We start from the raw sequence: 17,982 nt of genomic DNA, 5'->3' as shown, positions 1-17,982 counted from the left end.
AAGCGCGAATTGCGCTGCATGGGCGGCGGCGACATCAGTATACTGTGACGCTATTCGAAAAATTGTCGAAAATACTAAGCAGAGGCCGACAAGGGCACGCCACCGAGGTTACAGGCATGGATATTGGATTTCGCGTCAAACAAGTGCGCGAGCACTTCGCGCTGTCGCAGCGCGAGCTGGCGAAACGGGCCGGCATGGCCAACGCCACCATCTCGCTGATAGAACAGAACCGGGTCAGCCCGTCCATCAGCTCGCTATTGAAGCTGATCCAGGGCTTTCCGATGACGCTGACCGAGTTCCTGACTTTTGGCGAACCGCCGCCCAGCGACCCCTACACCTTCCGCCGCGACCAACAACCGGACCTGGGCCGCGACGGCTTGAAACTGCTGATCATCGGCGCCTCCAACCCCAATCGCCAGATGCGCATGCTGCGCGAGCTGTATTCGCCGGGCGCGGACACCGGCAAGGAAATGATCACTCACCCGGAGGGCGAGGAGTGCGGCGTGGTGGTTCGCGGCACGGTGGAGCTGACCGTGGACGGCCACATCAGCATTCTCTCCGCCGGCGACGGCTATTACTTTCCCAGCACCCTGCCGCACAAATTCCGCAATGTCGGGCCTGACGAGGCGGAGATCATCAGCGCCAATACCCCGGCCAACTTCTGAGCGTTTTGTCTCGCTCTAGCTCGCAAGACACAGCGAGAACGGCTGAAGCAGCGGAGCGCGCATAGGCCACGCCAGCATTCTGAATGCTGGTGCTCACCGTGCAAGGTCTCACGACACACAGCGGATCGTAAACAGGTTCTGAGGCCGGATCAGGCCCGGCCCATCCCCGCCAAAGCCTGCCGTCCCAGCCGCTGCGGCAGCAGGCTGCCCGCCACCATGCCGACAATGCTGAAGCCCAGGCCCGCCAGCTGCGGCGGCCAGAACGGGTCCGCCGGGCCGAACCAATCCAGCGCCAGCCAGCTGCCCAGGCCCAGCGCGATGGCCAGCAAGGCGCCCTGCGGCGTGGAGCGCCTCCAGAACAAGCCGGCGAACAACGGCGCCACCGCCGACACCAGCGTCACCTTGTAGGCATTGCCCACCATTTCGTAGATGGTGGCGTCGGACAACAGCGCGAACACCGTGGTAACAATGGCCAAAGCCACCACGGTCAGCCGCATCGCCAACAGGAACTGCCGATCCGACATCACCGGGATGAAACGGCTGAGCACGTTCTCGGTGAAGGTCACCGACGGCGCCAGCAAAGTACCGGACGCGGTGGACATGATGGCGGACAACAGCGCGCCGAAGAACATCACCTGCGCGAACAGCGGCGTGCGTTCCAGGATCAAGCTGGGCAGAATCATCTGCGCATCCTGCTGCATCCAGCGGCTGACCATGGTCGGGTCGATCAGGGTGGCGGCGAAGCCGATGAAGATGGGCAGCATGCAGAAAGTCAGGTACAGGCCGCCGCCGACGATGGACGCGCGCGCCGCGACGTTCTCGTTCTTGGCCGACATCACCCGCTGGAAAATATCCTGCTGCGGAATCGAACCCAACATCATGGTCAGCAAGGCGCCGACAAAGCCGACGACGTCCTTGGGCGACATGCTGGGAATCATGGTGAACTTGTCCTGCGCCGCCGCGTGCTGCAGCACCTTGACCGGGCCGCCGGCCATATCGCCTATCAGCCAGGTCAGATAAAGCAGGCCGGCGACAATCACCGTCATCTGGAAGAAATCGGTCAAGGCCACCGACCACATGCCGCCGAACAGCGTGTACACCAGCACGATGCCGGCGCCCAGCAGCATGCCGGCGTTGGCGCTGATCGCGCCCTGGGACAACACGTTGAACACCACGCCCAGCGCGGTCAACTGCGCCGCCACCCAGCCCAGGTAGGAGGCGATGATGCACAACGACACAAACAGCTCCACATTGCGGCCGAAACGCTGTTTGTAGAAGTCGCCTATGGTCAGCAGATTGAGCCGGTACAGCGGTCGCGCGAACAGCAGGCCCACCAGCACCAGGCACATCGACGAGCCGAACGGGTCTTCGACGATGCCGGCGAAGCCCTTATCGATAAAGGTGGCCGGAATGCCCAGCACCGCTTCCGAACCGAACCAGGTGGCGAACACCATGGCGGTGACGATGGGAAACGGCAGGCTGCGGCCGGCCACGGCGAAATCGCGGGCATTGCGCACGCGAGTGGCGGCATACAGGCCGATGCCCACGGACAACAACAAATAAACAACGACGAAGCCAATCAGCATGGGAAGGATGTTCCTCTTCTGGCGGCGCGCGCACGCGCCAAAACGGCGGCCCAAAAGCAAGAGGCCGGCGGGGGTGCCTGACACCCCGCCAGCCTCTCTCAATTCCTGAAAACCCTGATATCTTGCCTTTGCCATCAAGGGTTTGGGGGGCGATGATAACGCAGCTTTTTCCCGCTGTGTACCCATCGCCGGGCAGTTTTTTCACACCCGCCCCAATTTGCCCGAATGTCATCGCCGGCGCGTTGCCGCCCATCAGTCTTTTCCGCTTGCCGCCGGTCGTCGAAGCCGGATTTGCGCGGCTGTTTTCAGCGGGCAGGACGATGGACGTTCAGTCTCCCCAGTCCTCGATGAACAAGGCCTCCTGCTCCACTTTGCACTGCTTCTCCTGCATCTCCATCGCCAGGCCGTGCAGCAAGGGCGGCAGGCCGCCGCCCATCAGACGCGCCAACTGCGTCTGCTCCGCCTCGCTCAAAGGCTGGGCGCCGTTGGCCAACGTCAGTTGCTCCGGCTGCATCCGCCACGGCGACCATGGCCGCCCGGCCTGCTCCGCCACCTGGCCGGCGGCCATGGCGACGGCGATGCCGGACGGAGCCAGATCGCAAGCGATCTGCACCGGCACCCGCAGCAGGGTTAATAAGTGACGAACCGCCTCGCGCCAGCGCTGATGCGGCTGGCCCGGCACCCAGATGGTCAACACCGGCAGCGCTTGCTGGCTAAGCGTCTGGAACACGCTGAGGTTCTCCACGATGCGCACGCTGCGGATCGCGCCCTCCACCGCGCTAACGCTCATCAACGCTTCCGGCCCCAAGGCCACGCCTTGCTGCAGCAAGGCGGCGGACAGCAGGCATTGCTGCCCGGCCCACAAGCCCAGCGGCCCGGACAAGAAAACGTGCGGAGTGTGGGCGGCGATGCCGCAGGCCTCCAGATCCACGCCGAACTCCGCCAACCACTGCCGGTCCGCGGCGCCGAAAGCCTTGCTGCGCCCCAGCGCGCGCTGCGAAAACTGGCGCTCGGTGCCCCAGCAGCCGTCCAGCAGCCATTGGTCCAGCGCCTGGGCCAGCTTCAGCCGGCGCTCCAGCGTAGAGGATTGCAAATGCGGGCTCAGGCTTTCCGCCAGGCCCAACAACCAGGGATGGCGCGGCTGCCAGCCTCGCCACAGTTCCACCACCTCGGCCTGAGGCTGCGCGTCGGCCATGCCCAGCAAATGGCGCAGGCCGTACATGTCCAGCCATTGCACCCAGAACGGTTCCAGCTGACTGAGGCGCAGGCCGGTTTCGGCGTGCAGTTCCACCTCGCACCAGCCGGCCTCCAGCAAGCGGCGCAGCAGGTTCGCCGCCAGGGCGTGACTGTCCGCCAGCGCGAGCAGGCTGCTCCAGCGCATGCGATTGCGGCGCGATTTGAGCCAGCCGTCCACCAGTTCCTGCTCTTCCTGGCTCAGCAACAGCGGCTGCGGCGCGGCCTGCGGCGTCAGCAGCAGATTATGGCCGCGCGCGCCCAGCGGGGTGCGGCGAACGGAATCGGGATCGATCTGGGACAACCAATGCGACATAGCGGGCGACTCGGTGAAAAGGCGGATGAGGAATAGACCATTTTTCCGCCAGAAATTCAATGCCGCGCCGCGTATCGGGAGCCGGCCCTCAAGCCGCTTGCCAGGCGATGACTCGATCGCGGCCGCCGGACTTGGCCTGATACAGCGCTTGGTCCGCCCGATGGAAAGCCTGCTGCAAACCGCCGTTCCCCACCTGACAAACACCGGCGCTGACCGTCACCTGCCCATGGGGAAAAGGGGCGGCGCGCACCTGTTGGCGGAAACACTCCAGCCGCGCCTGCCCCGCCGCGTCGCTGCGCGCCGCCAGCAACACGCCGAACTCCTCGCCGCCGATGCGGCCGTAAATCTGGTCGTGAAAGGTTTCGGCCAACAAGGCGCTGACCTCGCGTATCGTCTGATCCCCCACCGCGTGCCCGTGGGTGTCGTTGATGCGCTTGAATAGATCGATATCGATGATGGCCAGATAGAAGGCGATGCCCTCATGTCCAAGCGCGTACTCCGCCTGCTGCAGAAAGGAGCGCCGGTTGGGCAGGCTGCTCAGCGAATCGTAAAATGCCTGCCGCCTCAGCTTGTTCAACAATAGATGGTTGCTGCGCAGGGTTTGCACCACCTGCAGATGCACCAACACCATGCCGCCGATGATGATGGCCAGAAAGCCGAAGCCGTAAATCGTCTGCTCGCCGCCCCAGCGCAGAAACACGCGCGCGGGATCGAACACCAACAACAACAGCCCCCAAAAACTCAGGGTGTGCCATACGTTGGACATGCTGATCGACATCACCAGCGCCGACACGCCCAACGTCGGCAACAACAGGTACTCGCCGTAACCGCCGGCATCCAACGCCCGCTTCATCGCCAGGCAATAGCCAATGGCGAACAAAACCTGCCACAACAGCAGGAAACGGCCGCGCCGCGCCCAGACCTGCAGCAGGATCAGGCCGCCCAGGCCTAGGCCCACCGCCAGAAACACCCATCCCGGCACCATGCCGCCATACAGACGACGCACCAGCAAAAAACCCAGCGCGGCCAACACACCCACCCCCTGAAAGCCCAGGCTGCGCCATTGAAAGGCGTCGATCAGATAAGCGTCGAAATCTTGTTCCAGCGGCCGCACCGGCGCAGGTATCGTCATCGCATCATGCTCCCGCCCACACGCGTCTGACATCGCGTCTTGCTGTGGTATAGGCGCCTGAACCGCCCCCATGCAATCTTCCCCGAGGCCGGCTGGCCCCCCGCTCTCCCGGAGGCTATAATCGCCGCCTTCGACGCGGCGCGGCTCTGGCCGCGCGCTTTGCTTTTTGTCTTCCATGGATTGGCCCGCACCCGATGTCCGCAGTCTGTCGCCGGCAGGACGCCATTGTCCTGCGCCCGATGCAAGTTCAAGATTTTCCCGCCGTGCTGCAAGTTCAGCAACACTGCTATCCACCGTCGCTGATAGAAAGCCGCGACGCGCTGGCTTCGCGCCACCGGCTATCCCCGGACACCTGCTGGGTGGCGGAGCGCCCCGGACAGTTGCTGGGCTATGTGTTCGCCCACCCCTGGGCCGGTGGCCGTCCGCCCAGCCTGAACCGCCCGCTGGAGCAGTTGCCGGAAGCGGTCGACACCCTGTTCATCCACGATCTGGCGCTGCACCCGGACGCGCGCGGCCATGGCCTGGGACCGCGCCTAGTGCAAACCGTGCTGGGCCAGGGCCGGCGGCGCGGACTGCGCCAGGCGCGGCTGGTGGCGGTTCAGGGCGCCGCGCGCTACTGGAAACGCTTTGGCTATCAGCCCTGCTCGCGCGACGATTACACCCGCCAGGCCTACGGCGAAGGCGCGGTCGGCATGCAACGCTCCTTGTAAACGCAGGCCTCATCGGCGCGCCAAAACGCCTATGCTGCAAGGAAGATTTGGCCAGCCCCTTGGCCAAGCTATGATAGAATCGCGCGCAACGTATTCAATTCCTTATGAAAATACTCATAGTCGCCCTGTGCGCGGCATGGCTCGCCGCCCCGGCTCTGGCCGGCCGTTTGCTGCCGATGGAACTGAAGGCCGGCACGGTTAGCGCCGCAAACGACGCCACCATCGAGTTCGTCAAGAAAGACCGCTCCTTGCTGGAAAGCCTGCTCGGCATTTTCATCCGTTCCGAACGCCAGTTCCCGTTGGCGCCCGGCCTGCGCATCTTCGACGAGCACAACCGCTTCCTGCTGCGCGGCCAACTGGAAGGCCTGGAAGGCCGCCCTGTGGGCGTCACCTTCAATATGCAAGGCCAGATCAACCGTATCTGGGTGCTGCGTCCCGAGGAAGTGGAGATGCTGAAGCAGAGGGAAGCCGAAGCGGCCGCCCAGCCGTCCCAATAAACTCAGCCGCTCGCGGCGCGCTTGTCGGGCTTGGCCCGGCGGCGAACTGAAACACGCTGGAATCTAGCTGCAATGAAAAAGGTATATATCAAGACGTTCGGCTGTCAAATGAACGAGTACGACTCGGACAAAATGGCGGACGTGCTGTCCGACTCCGAAGGCATGATCAAGACGGACAAGCCGGAAGAAGCCGACATCATCCTGTTCAACACCTGTAGCGTGCGCGAAAAGGCGCAGGAAAAAGTGTTTTCGGACCTGGGCCGCATCCGTCCGCTGAAAGAGGCCAAGCCCGATCTGATCATCGGCGTCGGCGGCTGCGTGGCGTCGCAGGAAGGCGAAACCATCGTCAAACGCGCGCCTTACGTCGACGTGGTGTTTGGCCCGCAGACCCTGCACCGCCTGCCGGACCTGATCAAGTCGCGCCAATCCAGCGGCAGCCCCCAGGTGGACATCTCCTTCCCGGAAATCGAGAAGTTCGACCACATCCCGCCGGCCAAGGTGGAAGGCGGCGCGGCTTACGTTTCCATCATGGAAGGCTGTTCCAAGTATTGCTCCTTCTGCGTGGTGCCCTATACCCGCGGCGAGGAAGTCAGCCGCCCCTTCGACGACGTGCTGACCGAGATCGCCGGCTTGGCCGCGCAGGGCGTCAAGGAAATCACCTTGCTGGGTCAAAACGTCAACGCCTATCGCGGCGCGATGTCCGACGGCGAAATCGCCGACTTCGCGCTGCTGCTGGAATACGTGCATGAAGTGCCGGGCGTTGAGCGCATCCGTTTCACCACCAGCCACCCGCGCGAGTTCAGCCAGCGCATCATCGATTGCTACGGCAAGCTGCCCAAGTTGGTGTCCCATCTGCACCTTCCGGTGCAAAGCGGCGCCGACCGCGTACTGACGGCGATGAAGCGCGGCTATACCGGTCTGGAGTACAAATCCATCATCCGCAAGCTGCGCGCGCTGCGGCCGGACCTGTGCCTGTCGTCCGACTTCATCGTCGGCTTCCCCGGTGAAACCGAAGCCGACTTCGAACAAACGCTGAAGCTGGTCAAGGACATGGAGGTCGACTTCAGCTACGTATTCATCTACAGCCCGCGTCCGGGCACGCCGGCGTCCAATCTGCCGGACGATACCCCCCACGCGGAAAAAGTGCGCCGGCTGGAAGCCCTGAACGAGGTGATCGAGGCCAAGGGCTTCGCCATCAACCAAGCCATGGTGGGCACGGTGCAGCGCGTGCTGGTGGAAAGCGTGTCCAAGAAAGACGCCACCATGCTGGCGGGGCGCACCGCCAACAACCGCGTGGTCAACTTCGTCGGCCACCCGCGCCTGCTCAAGCAGATGATAGACGTGCGCATCACCGAAGCCCGCCCGCACTCGCTGATGGGCGAGGCGCTGATCGCGGAAACCGTCTGAGCATGACGTCCGTCCGCCATTTTTTTGCGCCGGCCGCCCCGGGCGGGCGTATGCTTGGCGCTTTCCATCCGAGCTGACGCCGCCATGTTCATCGTTTCGCTAAGCTACATCGCCCCGCTGTCCGATATCGACGCGCAGCTGGAAGCGCACGTCGCCTGGCTGCGACAGGGCTACGCTTCCGGTTTGCTGCTGGCTTCCGGCCGCAAAACGCCGCGCACCGGCGGCGTGATCCTGGCGCGCGGCGAACGCGCCGAGCTCGAGGCCCTGCTGGCGCGCGACCCGTTCGCCGTCGCCGGCCTCGCCCGCTATGAAATCACCGAGTTCCACGCCAGCATGAGCGCGCCGGAACTGGATTGTCTGCGGAACATTTGATGAGCGCCGCAGCCTTAACCCTTGTCCATCTGCCATCCCGCCCCGCCGCGGGCCGCCCAGAACGACCCAGACTACGAGCCGCATGACTACATCGCACGCCGAACCCCTCAGCTTCAACCCTGTCGACAACGAACGGCTGGCCCGCCTGTGCGGCCCGCTGGACGAGCACCTGAAACAGATAGAAACCGGCCTGGACGTGACCGTGCAGCGCCGCGGAGAAAGCTTCCGCGTGCAGGGTGAACAGGCCAAAACCGCGGTGGAGGCGCTGACCCGGCTCTATCTGCTGGCGGAAAAACAGGAGCTGTCGATAGACGACGTGCAACTGTGCCTGGTGGAACTGCGCCGTCACGCGCCCAACGGCGCCACGGCGGCCGCCGAAGACGAAGACGTTCCGGTGCTGGTGACCCGTCGCGGCGATTTGCGCGGCCGCACGCCGCGCCAGAGCTACTACATCAAAGCCATTCAGCAACACGACATCACCTTCGGCATCGGCCCGGCCGGCACCGGCAAGACCTATCTGGCGGTGGGCTGCGCGGTGGACGCGATGGAGCGCGACACGGTCAAACGCATCGTGCTGGTGCGCCCGGCGGTGGAGGCCGGCGAGAAACTGGGCTTCCTGCCCGGCGACCTGGCGCAGAAAGTGGACCCGTATCTGCGGCCGCTCTACGACGCGCTGTACGACCTGATGGGCTTTGACCGCGTGACCCGGCTGTTCGAGAAGAACCTGATCGAGATCGCGCCGCTGGCTTATATGCGCGGCCGCACCTTGAACAACGCCTTCATTATTCTGGACGAGGCGCAGAACACCACGCCGGAACAGATGAAGATGTTCCTGACCCGCATCGGCTTCGGCTCCAGAGCGGTGATCACCGGCGACGTGACCCAGATCGACCTGGCCCGCCATCAGAAAAGCGGCCTGGTCGAAGTGGAGCGCATTCTGGACAAGGTGCGCGGCATCCATTTCCATCATTTCCAGAGCGACGACGTGGTGCGCCACCCGCTGGTGCAGAAAATCGTCGACGCCTACGACCAATACCAAAGCAAGCAAGATGAAAAAAGCTAAGCGCAATCCGCTGCTGGCGCGCCTGGCCGCGCGCCTGGAACTGAGCCTGGACGTGCGCAGCCAAACCGCCGCGCTGCCGCGGCCCGCAGATTTGCGCCGCTGGAGCCAGGCGGCGCTGCAAGCCGGCGTCAAGCAGGCCCAGGTCAGCATCCTGATCGTGGACGCGGATGAAGGCCGTCAAATGAACCGCGACTACCGCGGCAAGGACTACGCCACCAATGTGCTGAGCTTCGCCCTCAACGAGGGCGAGCCGGTGCCCGGCCTGCCCTTGATCGGCGATCTGGTACTGTGCGCGCCGGTGGTGGAAAAAGAGGCCGCCGAGCAAAACAAGCCGCTGCAAGCGCATTACGCCCACCTCTTAGTGCACGGCATGCTGCATCTGCAGGGCTTTGACCACGAGCAAGACGACGAAGCCGAAACCATGGAAACGCTTGAAACCGTCATCATGCAGAGGCTAGGATATCCCGACCCCTATCGAGAGGAGCAGTTCTAAGAAATGGAAGACCCCAGTAAACCGCGGCCGACTTGGCTGGAACGCCTGTCCACCATGTTGCTGCGCGAGCCGGAAGATCGCGAAGAGTTGATCGAACTCTTGCACAACGCCTTCGAGCGCAATCTGCTGGACGCGGAAGCGCTCGGCATGATCGAGGGCGTGCTGGAAGTCAGCGAGCTGACCGTGCGCGACGTCATGATCCCGCGCAGCCAGATGAACGTGATCAGCTGCGACGACCCGATCACCCGCTTCCTGCCGATGGTGATCGACTCCGGACACTCGCGCTTTCCGGTGATAGGCGACAGCAAGGACGACGTGCTGGGCATTCTGTTGGCCAAGGAACTGTTGCGCTACTTCCACGCGCCGGCCAGCTTCGATTTGAAAGCGGTGCTGCGTCCGGCGGTGTTTGTGCCGGAATCCAAGCCGCTGAACGTGCTGCTGCGCGATTTCCGCGCCACCCACAACCACATGGCGGTAGTGGTGGACGAATACGGCGGCGTCTCCGGCCTGGTGACCATCGAAGACGTGATCGAGCAGATCGTCGGCGACATCGAGGACGAATACGACACCGAGGACGACGAGGAAGACATCCTGCCGGTGCGCGGCCATCAGCGCTACCGGGTCAAGGCGCTAACCGAGATCGAGGACTTCAACCATTACTTTGAAACCGATTTCGAAGACGACGACGTCGACACTGTCGGCGGCCTGGTGATCTCCCTGACCGGCCACCTGCCCAAGCGCGGCGAAGCGGTGGAAGCCGCCGGCCTGCGCTTCACCGTGCTGCGCGCCGACAACCGCCGCGTAGACACCCTGCTGGTGGAGCGGATTCAGGCCGGCGAGACCAGCGAGGTCTGAGGACCTGTTTAAATCTGCTGCGAGTCGGAGCCTTACACGGTGAGAACCCCTTAGAAATGCTCATGTACCCCGTGTACACTCGCTTTCTCATCCGGTTTCGCCCTCGTTCGCAAGCTCGAAAGCAGGCTCTGAAAACCATCTCCAGGCGCAAGAGGCCGGATTGGGCTTGGTGCCCGCGTCTCCCGCTCCTAAGATGAATATCAGCTATTTGACAATCCGTCGGCCGGCTTTTGCCGGCCGGCTTCGCCTGATGCCTACCATGCGCACTTTACTGGTCCTGCTGGCAGCCGCCTTGGCTGGCAGCCTCACACTATTCGCCTTCGCCCCCTACCGCTTGTTCTGGATCATGCCCCTGTCGCTTGCGGCGCTGGCGGACCTGACCCAGCGCCACCCGCAACACGCGTTCTGGATCGGCTATGTCTGGGGCTTGGCCGCCTACACCAGCAACTTCAACTGGATCTACAACAGCCTGCACGACGTGGCCGGCCTGCCAGTCTGGATCGCCTTGCCGCTGGTGCTCTTGCTGCCGGCCTATCTGGCTCTCTACCCGGGCCTAGCGATGTGGCTGAGCGCCCGCGTCACCGCCAAGCCTTGGCAACGCTGGCTGCTGGCCTTTCCGGCCTTGTGGGAGCTGGGGGAATGGCTGCGCGGCTGGGTGCTGACCGGTTTCCCCTGGGCCGCCGCCGGCTACTCCCAGATCACGGAAAGCCCGCTGGCCGGCTACGCGCCGCTGGGCGGTTCCCATCTGGTCACCTACCTGGTGGCGTTGTCCGCCGGCGCGCTGGCGCTGATGATTCACAGTGGCGGGAAGATGCGCGCCGGCCTGCTGATCGCCGCGCTGGCGGTATGGGGCAACGGCCTCTGGCTGAAAAGCATTGAATGGACCTTGCCTCAGGGCAAGCCGATCAGCGTGGCGCTGGCCCAGGGCAATATCGCCCAGGAACTGAAATGGTCGCCGGAAAACCTGGAAGAATCGCTACGCGTGTATTACCAGCAAGTGGCCACCGCCCGCGCCGACCTGATGCTGCTGCCGGAAACCGCGCTGCCGCTCTTCCTCGACGACCTGCCGTCCGGCTATCTGAGCATGATGGAAGGCCAGGCCCAGCGCGCCGGCATGGCGCTGGCCACCGGCGTGCCGCGCCGCACCAACGACGGCCGCGGCTATTTGAACGCGGTGGTGGCGCTGACCACGCCGGGCCGCCCCTTCTTCGCCAAGGACCACCTGGTGCCCTTTGGCGAATTCATCCCGGTGCCCGGCCTGATAGGCTGGATCTACCAGTTCATGAATATGCCGATGTCCGGCTTCAGCAGCGGCGGCGCCAATCAACCGCCGCTGACGCTGGCCGGCGAGAAGATCGCCTTCAACGTCTGCTACGAGGACAGCTTCGGCGAAGAACTGATAGGCCCGGCCTCCCAAGCCAGCATCATGGCCAACGTCAGCAACCTGGCCTGGTTCGGCAAGAGCGTGGCGATGAGCCAGCACCTGCAGCTGTCCCAGGCCCGCGCGATGGAAAACGGCCGCTACATGCTGCGCGCCACCAATAACGGCATGACCGCCATCATCCGCCCGGACGGCGAAATCGCCGCGGTGGCGGCGCCCTACACCCGCCAGGTGTTGCAGGGCTTCGCCCAGGGCCGCCAGGGGCTGACGCCCTATATGCGCCACGGCAATATGCCGGTCTTGATAGGTTGCGCGGCGCTGCTGCTGCTAGCCATGTTACTGGGGCGCAAACACCGGCCTTGAGCTGTCCTCCGCCTTGCTAACGCGCGATGTTTCCACACTGGAACATCGCGCGTTTTGACATTCGCCCCCGGATTCCCGATCATCATTCGCCGGCGACGCGAACCGGTCCCGTACCGGAACCACACCAAGAAACGCCGCGCCGCCTCTACAAGGGAAAGAAACACCATGAACGAGAGAAAACTGGAAGCCGGGATCGTCACCAACTTTTCCGAGCGCATGAGCTACGGCGGTTATCTGTGCCTGGATGAACTGCTGGCCTGCCAGAAACCGCTGTCCAATCCGCCGCACCACGACGAGCTGCTGTTTGTGATCCAGCATCAAACGTCGGAATTGTGGATGAAATTGATGCTGCACGAATTGCAGGCCGCGGTGCGCTTCGTCCAGCAGGACACGCTGGGGCCCAGCTTCAAATGCCTGGCGCGGGTCAAGCAAATCCAACGCCTGCTGTTTGAACAATGGGCGGTGCTGGAAACGCTGACGCCGTCCGAATACATGGAGTTCCGCGACGTGCTGGGCAACTCCTCCGGTTTCCAGTCCCACCAATACCGTTCCATCGAATTCCTGCTGGGCAACAAGAATCAGGCGATGCTGAACGTGTTTGCCCACGAGCCGGACAAGCACGCCGCGCTAAAAGCCATTCTGGACGCGCCCAGCCTGTACGACGAATTCCTGCGCCTTCTGGCGCGCCGCGGACTGCCGGTGCCGGCCTCCAGCCTGGAACGCGACTGGTCGCAGCCCTATCAGCGCAACCCGGAGCTGATCCCGCTGTTCAAGTTGATCTACGATCAGCCGCAGCAGCACTGGGAAGCCTATGAGATGGCGGAGAAGCTGGTGGACGTGGAGGAATACTTCCATCTGTGGCGCTTCCGGCACATGAAGACGGTGGAACGGGTCATCGGCTTCAAACAGGGCACCGGCGGCTCCAGCGGCGTGCGCTTCCTCAAGCAGGCGCTGGAGCTGACCTTCTTCCCTGAGTTGCTGGACGTGCGCACCGAGATAGGCCGCTAACGCGGCGGGGGGAAACGGCGGCGGCCCGGGCCGCCGCGTCGCCTCTCAACAGCGGAAGCGCGACACCAGCCCGCGCAGATTGCCGGCCAGCTGGCTCATGTCCGCCAGCGCCGCCGAGGCGGTGGATGCCGCCTGCGCGTTCTTGCTGGAGCTCATCGCAATCTGCTCGACGTATTGGGCGATATCCTGGCTGGCGGTGCCCTGCTCCTTCAGCGCGTGTGAAATATCGTTGACCACGCCCAGCACCCCGCCGGCGCTCTGGCTGATCTCGCCCACCGCCGCGCCGCCCTGCTCGGCCAGCTCCAGTCCGTTCTTCGCGCGCCGCACCGCCTCTTCCATCGAACCGTGCGATTGGGTGGAGCTTTGCTGGATCTCGGCAATCATGCCGGCAATCTCTTCGGTAGCCTGAGCCGTGCGCTCGGACAGCTTGCGCACCTCGTCCGCCACCACCGCGAAGCCCCGGCCCTGCTCGCCGGCGCGCGCCGCTTCGATCGCCGCGTTCAGGGCCAGGAGATTGGTCTGATCGGCGATGTCCTTGATCACTTGCATGATGCCGGAGATCACCTGTGCCTTGTCCACCAGCTCGTTGATGGTGCCGGCGGCCAGTTCCACCGATTCATTGATGCGGCGCATTTCCGCCACCGCGCGCGAGATCACCTCGCTGCCCTGCTGAGATGACTCGCCGGACTGTTCGGACAGGTTGCGGGCGTCCTGGGCGCGATCGGAAATATGGTTGATGCTGACGGTCAGCTCTTCTATCGACGCCGCCATCGAGGTGGCCGCCTCGCTCTGCTGTTCCGAACCGTTGGCCACTTCGCTGGCATGGCTGCTGACATCCGCGCTCATCTCCGACACCCGATTGGCCGCGGCGGCGATTTCGCCCACCAGCTGCCTCAACTCTCCCTGCATGCCGGCCACATTGGCCAGCAGGCTGTCGCGGTCGCCAGCCTTCACCGGCACCGCCATATCCAGCTGGCCGGCGGCGATGCGCTTGACGATGTCCACGGTGACCGCCGGCTCGCCGCCCAACTGGCCCAGCACGCTGCGCATGATGTAGCCGCCCAGACCAGCCAGCAGCAGCAGGATCACGCCAACCTCCAGCGCCAGATTGAACAGCGATTTGTGATAGGCGGCCGCCACGTCGTCCAGATAAATGCCGGTGCCCAGCACCCAGCCCCAGCCGGGGGAGGTCATCAAATAGGAAATCTTGGGCTGCGGCGCGTCAAAACCCGGTTTGTCCCAGACATAGCCGGCATAGCCCTTGCCGCCGCCGGCGCTCAAGGCTTGGTCGAACAACTGGCCCATGTCCTGGCCGCTCCCCTCCTTGACCCCGTGCAGATTTTTGCCGATCAAGGCCGGCTTCACGCCGTGGGCGACATAGGTCAGGCCCTTGTCGAAGGCGAAGAAATACTCACGCTCGTCGTAACGCATGCTGCTCAGCGCCGCCGCCGCCAGTTGCTTGGCCTGCGGCTCGCTCATCTTGCCGTCCGCCGCCATCTTCTCGTAAGACGTCACCAGCGCCGCTGCGGACTCCACCAGATTGCGCGTCTTGTCCTTGCGATCCTGCAACATGGCGTCCCGCTCGCGCATCACCGAGAGCACGCCTATCGCCGTCACCAGCAGCGCCATCGCCACCAATAGCAAAAGCAGCCGGCCGCGCAGGCTCATTGTTGTTTTATTCATCTCCATCTCCCCACACCTTGTTAGCTTATTCTAGACAGTGCTTATCGCTCTTTCTTATGCGATTAATCCCAGTTTGAGGCATTTCGATGAAAAATATCAATAGCATAAAAAAACCCGGATCGCTCCGGGTTAAACTGGACGCGAGCACGCGTCCAGAGTCATCATTCCGTCCTTACTTCATTGTCGGCATCACGAATTCGGCGGTCATCTTGGCCGGCCAGCGGCTGGTCACCGTCTTCATCCGGGTATAGAAACGCACACCCTCCGGGCCGTGCATATGGTGGTCGCCGAACAGCGAGGCCTTCCAGCCGCCAAAGCTGTGGAAAGCCATCGGTACCGGGATCGGCACATTGATGCCCACCATGCCCACCTGAATGCGGTGACTGAACTCGCGCGCGGCGCCGCCGGAACGGGTGAAGATGCTGGTGCCGTTGGCGAAGGGATGGGCGTTGATCAGGCTGACCGCGCTGTCGAAGTCCGCCACCCGCACTACCGCCAGCACCGGCCCGAAGATTTCCTCCTTATAGATGGTCATCTCCGGCGTCACATGGTCGAACAAGCAGCCGCCGAGGAAAAACCCGTCCTCGTGACCGGGATGGCGGTAGCCGCGGCCGTCCACCACCAGTTGCGCGCCTTCGGCCACGCCCTGATCGACATAGCCCGTCACCTTGTCCAAATGCTGGCGCGTCACCAACGGCCCCATTTCCGCCGCCGCGTCGTCGCCCACGCCTATCTTCAGATTGCGCGCGCGTTCGGCCAACCGTTCCACCAGCGCGTCGCCGATATCGCCCACCGCCAACACCACCGAGATCGCCATGCAGCGCTCGCCGGCCGAGCCGTAAGCGGCGCCGATCAGAGCCTCCACCGCGCCGTCCAGATCCGCGTCCGGCATCACCACCAGGTGGTTCTTGGCGCCGCCCAGCGCCTGCACCCGCTTGCCGTGACGCGCGCCGGTTTCGTAGATGTACTGGGCGATGGGCGTTGAGCCGACGAAGCTGAGCGCGGCGATGTCAGGATGGACGAGCAAAGCGTCCACCGCCTGCTTGTCGCCGTGCACCACGCTGAACACGCCGGCCGGCAAGCCGGCCTGCTGCAGCAGTTCCGCCAATAGCAGCGCGGCGGACGGGTCGCGCTCGGACGGTTTGAGGATGAAACAGTTGCCGCAGGCCAAGGCGACCGGGAACATCCACAGCGGCACCATGGCCGGAAAGTTGAACGGGGTGATCCCGGCCACCACGCCCAGCGGCTGGCGCATGGAATGACTGTCGATGCCACCGCCCACCTGTTCGGTGAACTCGCCTTTCAGCAGTTGCGGAATGCCGCAGGCGAACTCCACCACCTCCAGGCCGCGGGCAACCTCGCCGATGGCGTCGGACACCACCTTTCCGTGCTCGCTGGAGATCAGCGCCGCCAGCCGCTGCTGGTTCTGCTCCAGCAACTCCTTGAACTTGAACATCACCCGCGCCCGCTTCAGCGGCGAGGTTTCCGCCCAGGCAGGGAAGGCCTTGCGTGCCGCCGCCACCGCGGCCTGGACCTCGTCCGGGCTCGTCAGCGGCACGCGGGCGGCGACGCTGCCCAACGCCGGGTTGTAGACATCGCCAAAGCGGCCGCTCTGGCCTTCGCAGCGTTCGCCGCCGATGTAATGAGGAATGGTCTGCATCTTATGTTCCGATTCGAATGAATTGAGTATTCGGCGCCGCGCTTACTCGCAGGCGCGCAAGGCGGAGGCGATGGTGTCGAACAGCCGGTCGATCTCGTGCTTTTCGATGATCAAGGGCGGCGACACCGCCAGGATGTCGCCCGTGAAGCGCACCAGCACGCCTTGTTCCCAGCACTTGAGGAAGACGTCGAAACCGCGCTGCCCGGCCGCGCCGGGGCGGCTGTCCATTTCGATGCCGGCCACCAGGCCCAGGTTGCGGATGTCCTTGACGTAGGGCTGGCCGCGCAAAGCGTGCGCGCGCTCCTCGAAATAAGCGGACAGCCCGGCGGCGCGCTCGAACAACTGCTCCTCGCGGTACAGGTCCAACGAGGCGATCGCCGCGGCGCAGGCCAGCGGGTGGGCGGAATAGGTGTAGCCGTGGGGGAACTCAATCATGCGCTCGCCGGCGGCGGCCATGAAAGCGTCGTGGATCTCCGGCTTCACCAGCAGCGCGCCCATCGGCACCACACCATTGGTCAGGCCCTTGGCGCAAGTGATGATGTCCGGCAGCACGCCAAACTTGTTGGCCGCCCAATCCGCGCCCAGGCGGCCGAAGCCGGTAATCACCTCGTCGAAGATCAGCAGGATGCCGTAGCGGTCGCAAATTTCGCGCAGGCGCCGCAAATAGCCCTTGGGCGGGATCAGCACGCCGGTGGAGCCGGCCATCGGCTCGACAATGACGGCGGCGATGGTGGACGGATCGTGCAGGGTCAGGATGCGCGCTTCCAGTTCGTCGGCGAACTCGGCGCCGTGCTCGGGCTCGCCGCGGCTGAAAGCGTTGCGGGCAAGGTCGTGAGTGCTGCGCAAATGGTCCACCGCCGGCAGGGACACCGGAAAGTGTTTGCGGTTGCCGGCCATGCCGCCCACCGAGATGCCGCCAAAGTTGACGCCGTGATAGCCGCGCTCGCGGCCGATCAGCTTGACGCGGGCGGCGTCGCCGCGCACGCGGTGATAAGCTACCGCCATCTTCAGCGCGGTGTCCACCGCCTCCGAGCCGGAACCCACGAAGAAGGCCTTACTCAAGCCCTTGGGTGCCATCGCCACCAGCTTGTCTGCGGCCTCGAAGGCCTTGGGGTGCGCCATCTGGAACGGCGGCGCGTAATCCAGCGTCGCCACTTGGCGCTGCACCGCCTCGACGATGGGCTTGCGGTTGTGGCCGGCGGTCACACACCACAAGCCGGCGCTGCCGTCCAGGATCTGGCGGCCTTGGTCGTCGGTGTAATACATGCCGTCGGCACTCACCAGCATGCGCGGGGCGCTCTTGAACTGGCGGTTGGCGGTGAAGGGCATCCAGAACGCGTCCATCTGCGGCTGATTCATCGTTGTCTCCCCTGGCTCTCGGCCGAATGATGACAACTAATCTAGCGGCTGCACCAATACAATTACAGGTACAGTTGGCGCGAATTTGCACAGTCCCGTATCGGCAAAATCGCCAGTACAGTCAAAACTATGAAAAAACCCGGCCGTAGCCGGGTTTTCACAAGACAGTTGCACTCGTTCAGAACGTGTTCAGGTCTTA

16 protein-coding genes are annotated in these 17,982 nt (G+C 63.9%); 10 read left to right on the top strand and 6 right to left on the bottom strand.

The features are described from left to right. Positions 1-116 precede the first annotated feature (116 nt). Positions 117-665 (top strand): cupin domain-containing protein, encoded by a 549-nt coding sequence (locus B0T39_RS10510; protein ID WP_081546332.1) that lies wholly within the window; start codon positions 117-119, stop codon positions 663-665. 149 nt (positions 666-814) lie between these two features. Here the strand turns inward: B0T39_RS10510 and B0T39_RS10505 are convergent, their stop codons facing one another. The 3 genes from B0T39_RS10505 to B0T39_RS10495 all read right to left on the bottom strand — a co-directional run bounded on the left by B0T39_RS10505 (position 815) and on the right by B0T39_RS10495 (position 4,932). Next, positions 815-2,251 (bottom strand): sodium:solute symporter family protein, encoded by a 1,437-nt coding sequence (locus B0T39_RS10505; RefSeq protein ID WP_081546330.1) that lies wholly within the window; start codon positions 2,249-2,251, stop codon positions 815-817. A gap of 328 nt (positions 2,252-2,579) precedes the next feature. Continuing rightward, complete coding sequence (locus B0T39_RS10500; protein WP_081546484.1) at positions 2,580-3,800, bottom strand: DUF2399 domain-containing protein; 1,221 nt, start codon at positions 3,798-3,800, stop codon at positions 2,580-2,582. A gap of 88 nt (positions 3,801-3,888) precedes the next feature. Continuing rightward, positions 3,889-4,932, bottom strand: a complete 1,044-nt coding sequence (locus B0T39_RS10495; RefSeq protein WP_081546328.1) for a GGDEF domain-containing protein — start codon at positions 4,930-4,932, stop codon at positions 3,889-3,891. 194 nt (positions 4,933-5,126) lie between these two features. Between B0T39_RS10495 and B0T39_RS10490 the strand changes: the two genes are divergently transcribed. From B0T39_RS10490 to kynA, 9 genes are all read left to right on the top strand, one after another. Continuing rightward, the gene (locus B0T39_RS10490) at positions 5,127-5,642 is read left to right on the top strand and encodes a GNAT family N-acetyltransferase (protein ID WP_081546326.1); all 516 of its coding nucleotides are present in this window, start codon (positions 5,127-5,129) and stop codon (positions 5,640-5,642) included. Between the two features lie 104 nt (positions 5,643-5,746). Further along, positions 5,747-6,139: a hypothetical protein gene (locus tag B0T39_RS10485; RefSeq protein ID WP_081546324.1), complete on the top strand. Its 393-nt coding sequence runs from the start codon at positions 5,747-5,749 to the stop codon at positions 6,137-6,139. Between the two features lie 72 nt (positions 6,140-6,211). After that, positions 6,212-7,546, top strand: coding sequence for a tRNA (N6-isopentenyl adenosine(37)-C2)-methylthiotransferase MiaB (miaB, locus tag B0T39_RS10480; RefSeq protein WP_081546322.1), 1,335 nt, complete (start codon positions 6,212-6,214; stop codon positions 7,544-7,546). Between the two features lie 54 nt (positions 7,547-7,600). After that, a complete protein-coding gene (locus tag B0T39_RS10475; protein WP_368651275.1) occupies positions 7,601-7,918 on the top strand; it encodes a YciI family protein in 318 nt (105 codons plus the stop codon). Between the two features lie 82 nt (positions 7,919-8,000). After that, positions 8,001-8,981, top strand: a complete 981-nt coding sequence (locus B0T39_RS10470; protein WP_081546320.1) for a PhoH family protein — start codon at positions 8,001-8,003, stop codon at positions 8,979-8,981. Beyond that, on the top strand, positions 8,968-9,474 hold the full coding sequence (gene ybeY, locus B0T39_RS10465; RefSeq protein ID WP_081546318.1) for an rRNA maturation RNase YbeY: 507 nt from the start codon (positions 8,968-8,970) through the stop codon (positions 9,472-9,474). Before B0T39_RS10470 ends, ybeY begins: the two co-directional genes overlap by 14 nt. 3 nt (positions 9,475-9,477) lie before the next feature. Beyond that, the gene (locus B0T39_RS10460) at positions 9,478-10,329 is read left to right on the top strand and encodes an HlyC/CorC family transporter (protein ID WP_019102982.1); all 852 of its coding nucleotides are present in this window, start codon (positions 9,478-9,480) and stop codon (positions 10,327-10,329) included. Positions 10,330-10,588: 259 nt separating this feature from the next. Beyond that, positions 10,589-12,073: an apolipoprotein N-acyltransferase gene (gene lnt / locus B0T39_RS10455; protein WP_141111168.1), complete on the top strand. Its 1,485-nt coding sequence runs from the start codon at positions 10,589-10,591 to the stop codon at positions 12,071-12,073. Positions 12,074-12,238: 165 nt separating this feature from the next. Next, the gene (gene kynA / locus B0T39_RS10450; protein ID WP_081546316.1) at positions 12,239-13,081 is read left to right on the top strand and encodes a tryptophan 2,3-dioxygenase; all 843 of its coding nucleotides are present in this window, start codon (positions 12,239-12,241) and stop codon (positions 13,079-13,081) included. 45 nt (positions 13,082-13,126) lie between these two features. Here the strand turns inward: kynA and B0T39_RS10445 are convergent, their stop codons facing one another. The 3 genes from B0T39_RS10445 to B0T39_RS10435 all read right to left on the bottom strand — a co-directional run bounded on the left by B0T39_RS10445 (position 13,127) and on the right by B0T39_RS10435 (position 17,783). Then, positions 13,127-14,764: a methyl-accepting chemotaxis protein gene (locus B0T39_RS10445; protein WP_141111167.1), complete on the bottom strand. Its 1,638-nt coding sequence runs from the start codon at positions 14,762-14,764 to the stop codon at positions 13,127-13,129. Between the two features lie 172 nt (positions 14,765-14,936). Beyond that, positions 14,937-16,424 (bottom strand): CoA-acylating methylmalonate-semialdehyde dehydrogenase, encoded by a 1,488-nt coding sequence (locus B0T39_RS10440; RefSeq protein WP_081546312.1) that lies wholly within the window; start codon positions 16,422-16,424, stop codon positions 14,937-14,939. 42 nt (positions 16,425-16,466) lie between these two features. Continuing rightward, a complete protein-coding gene (locus B0T39_RS10435) occupies positions 16,467-17,783 on the bottom strand; it encodes an aspartate aminotransferase family protein (RefSeq protein WP_081546310.1) in 1,317 nt (438 codons plus the stop codon). Positions 17,784-17,982: the final 199 nt, after the last annotated feature.

It is taken from the genome of Chromobacterium haemolyticum, assembly GCF_002081825.1.
Taxonomy (GTDB): domain Bacteria; phylum Pseudomonadota; class Gammaproteobacteria; order Burkholderiales; family Chromobacteriaceae; genus Chromobacterium; species Chromobacterium fluminis.
Note: the sequence above shows the minus strand (reverse complement) of the source record. Positions and strands in the feature narration are given on the sequence as shown.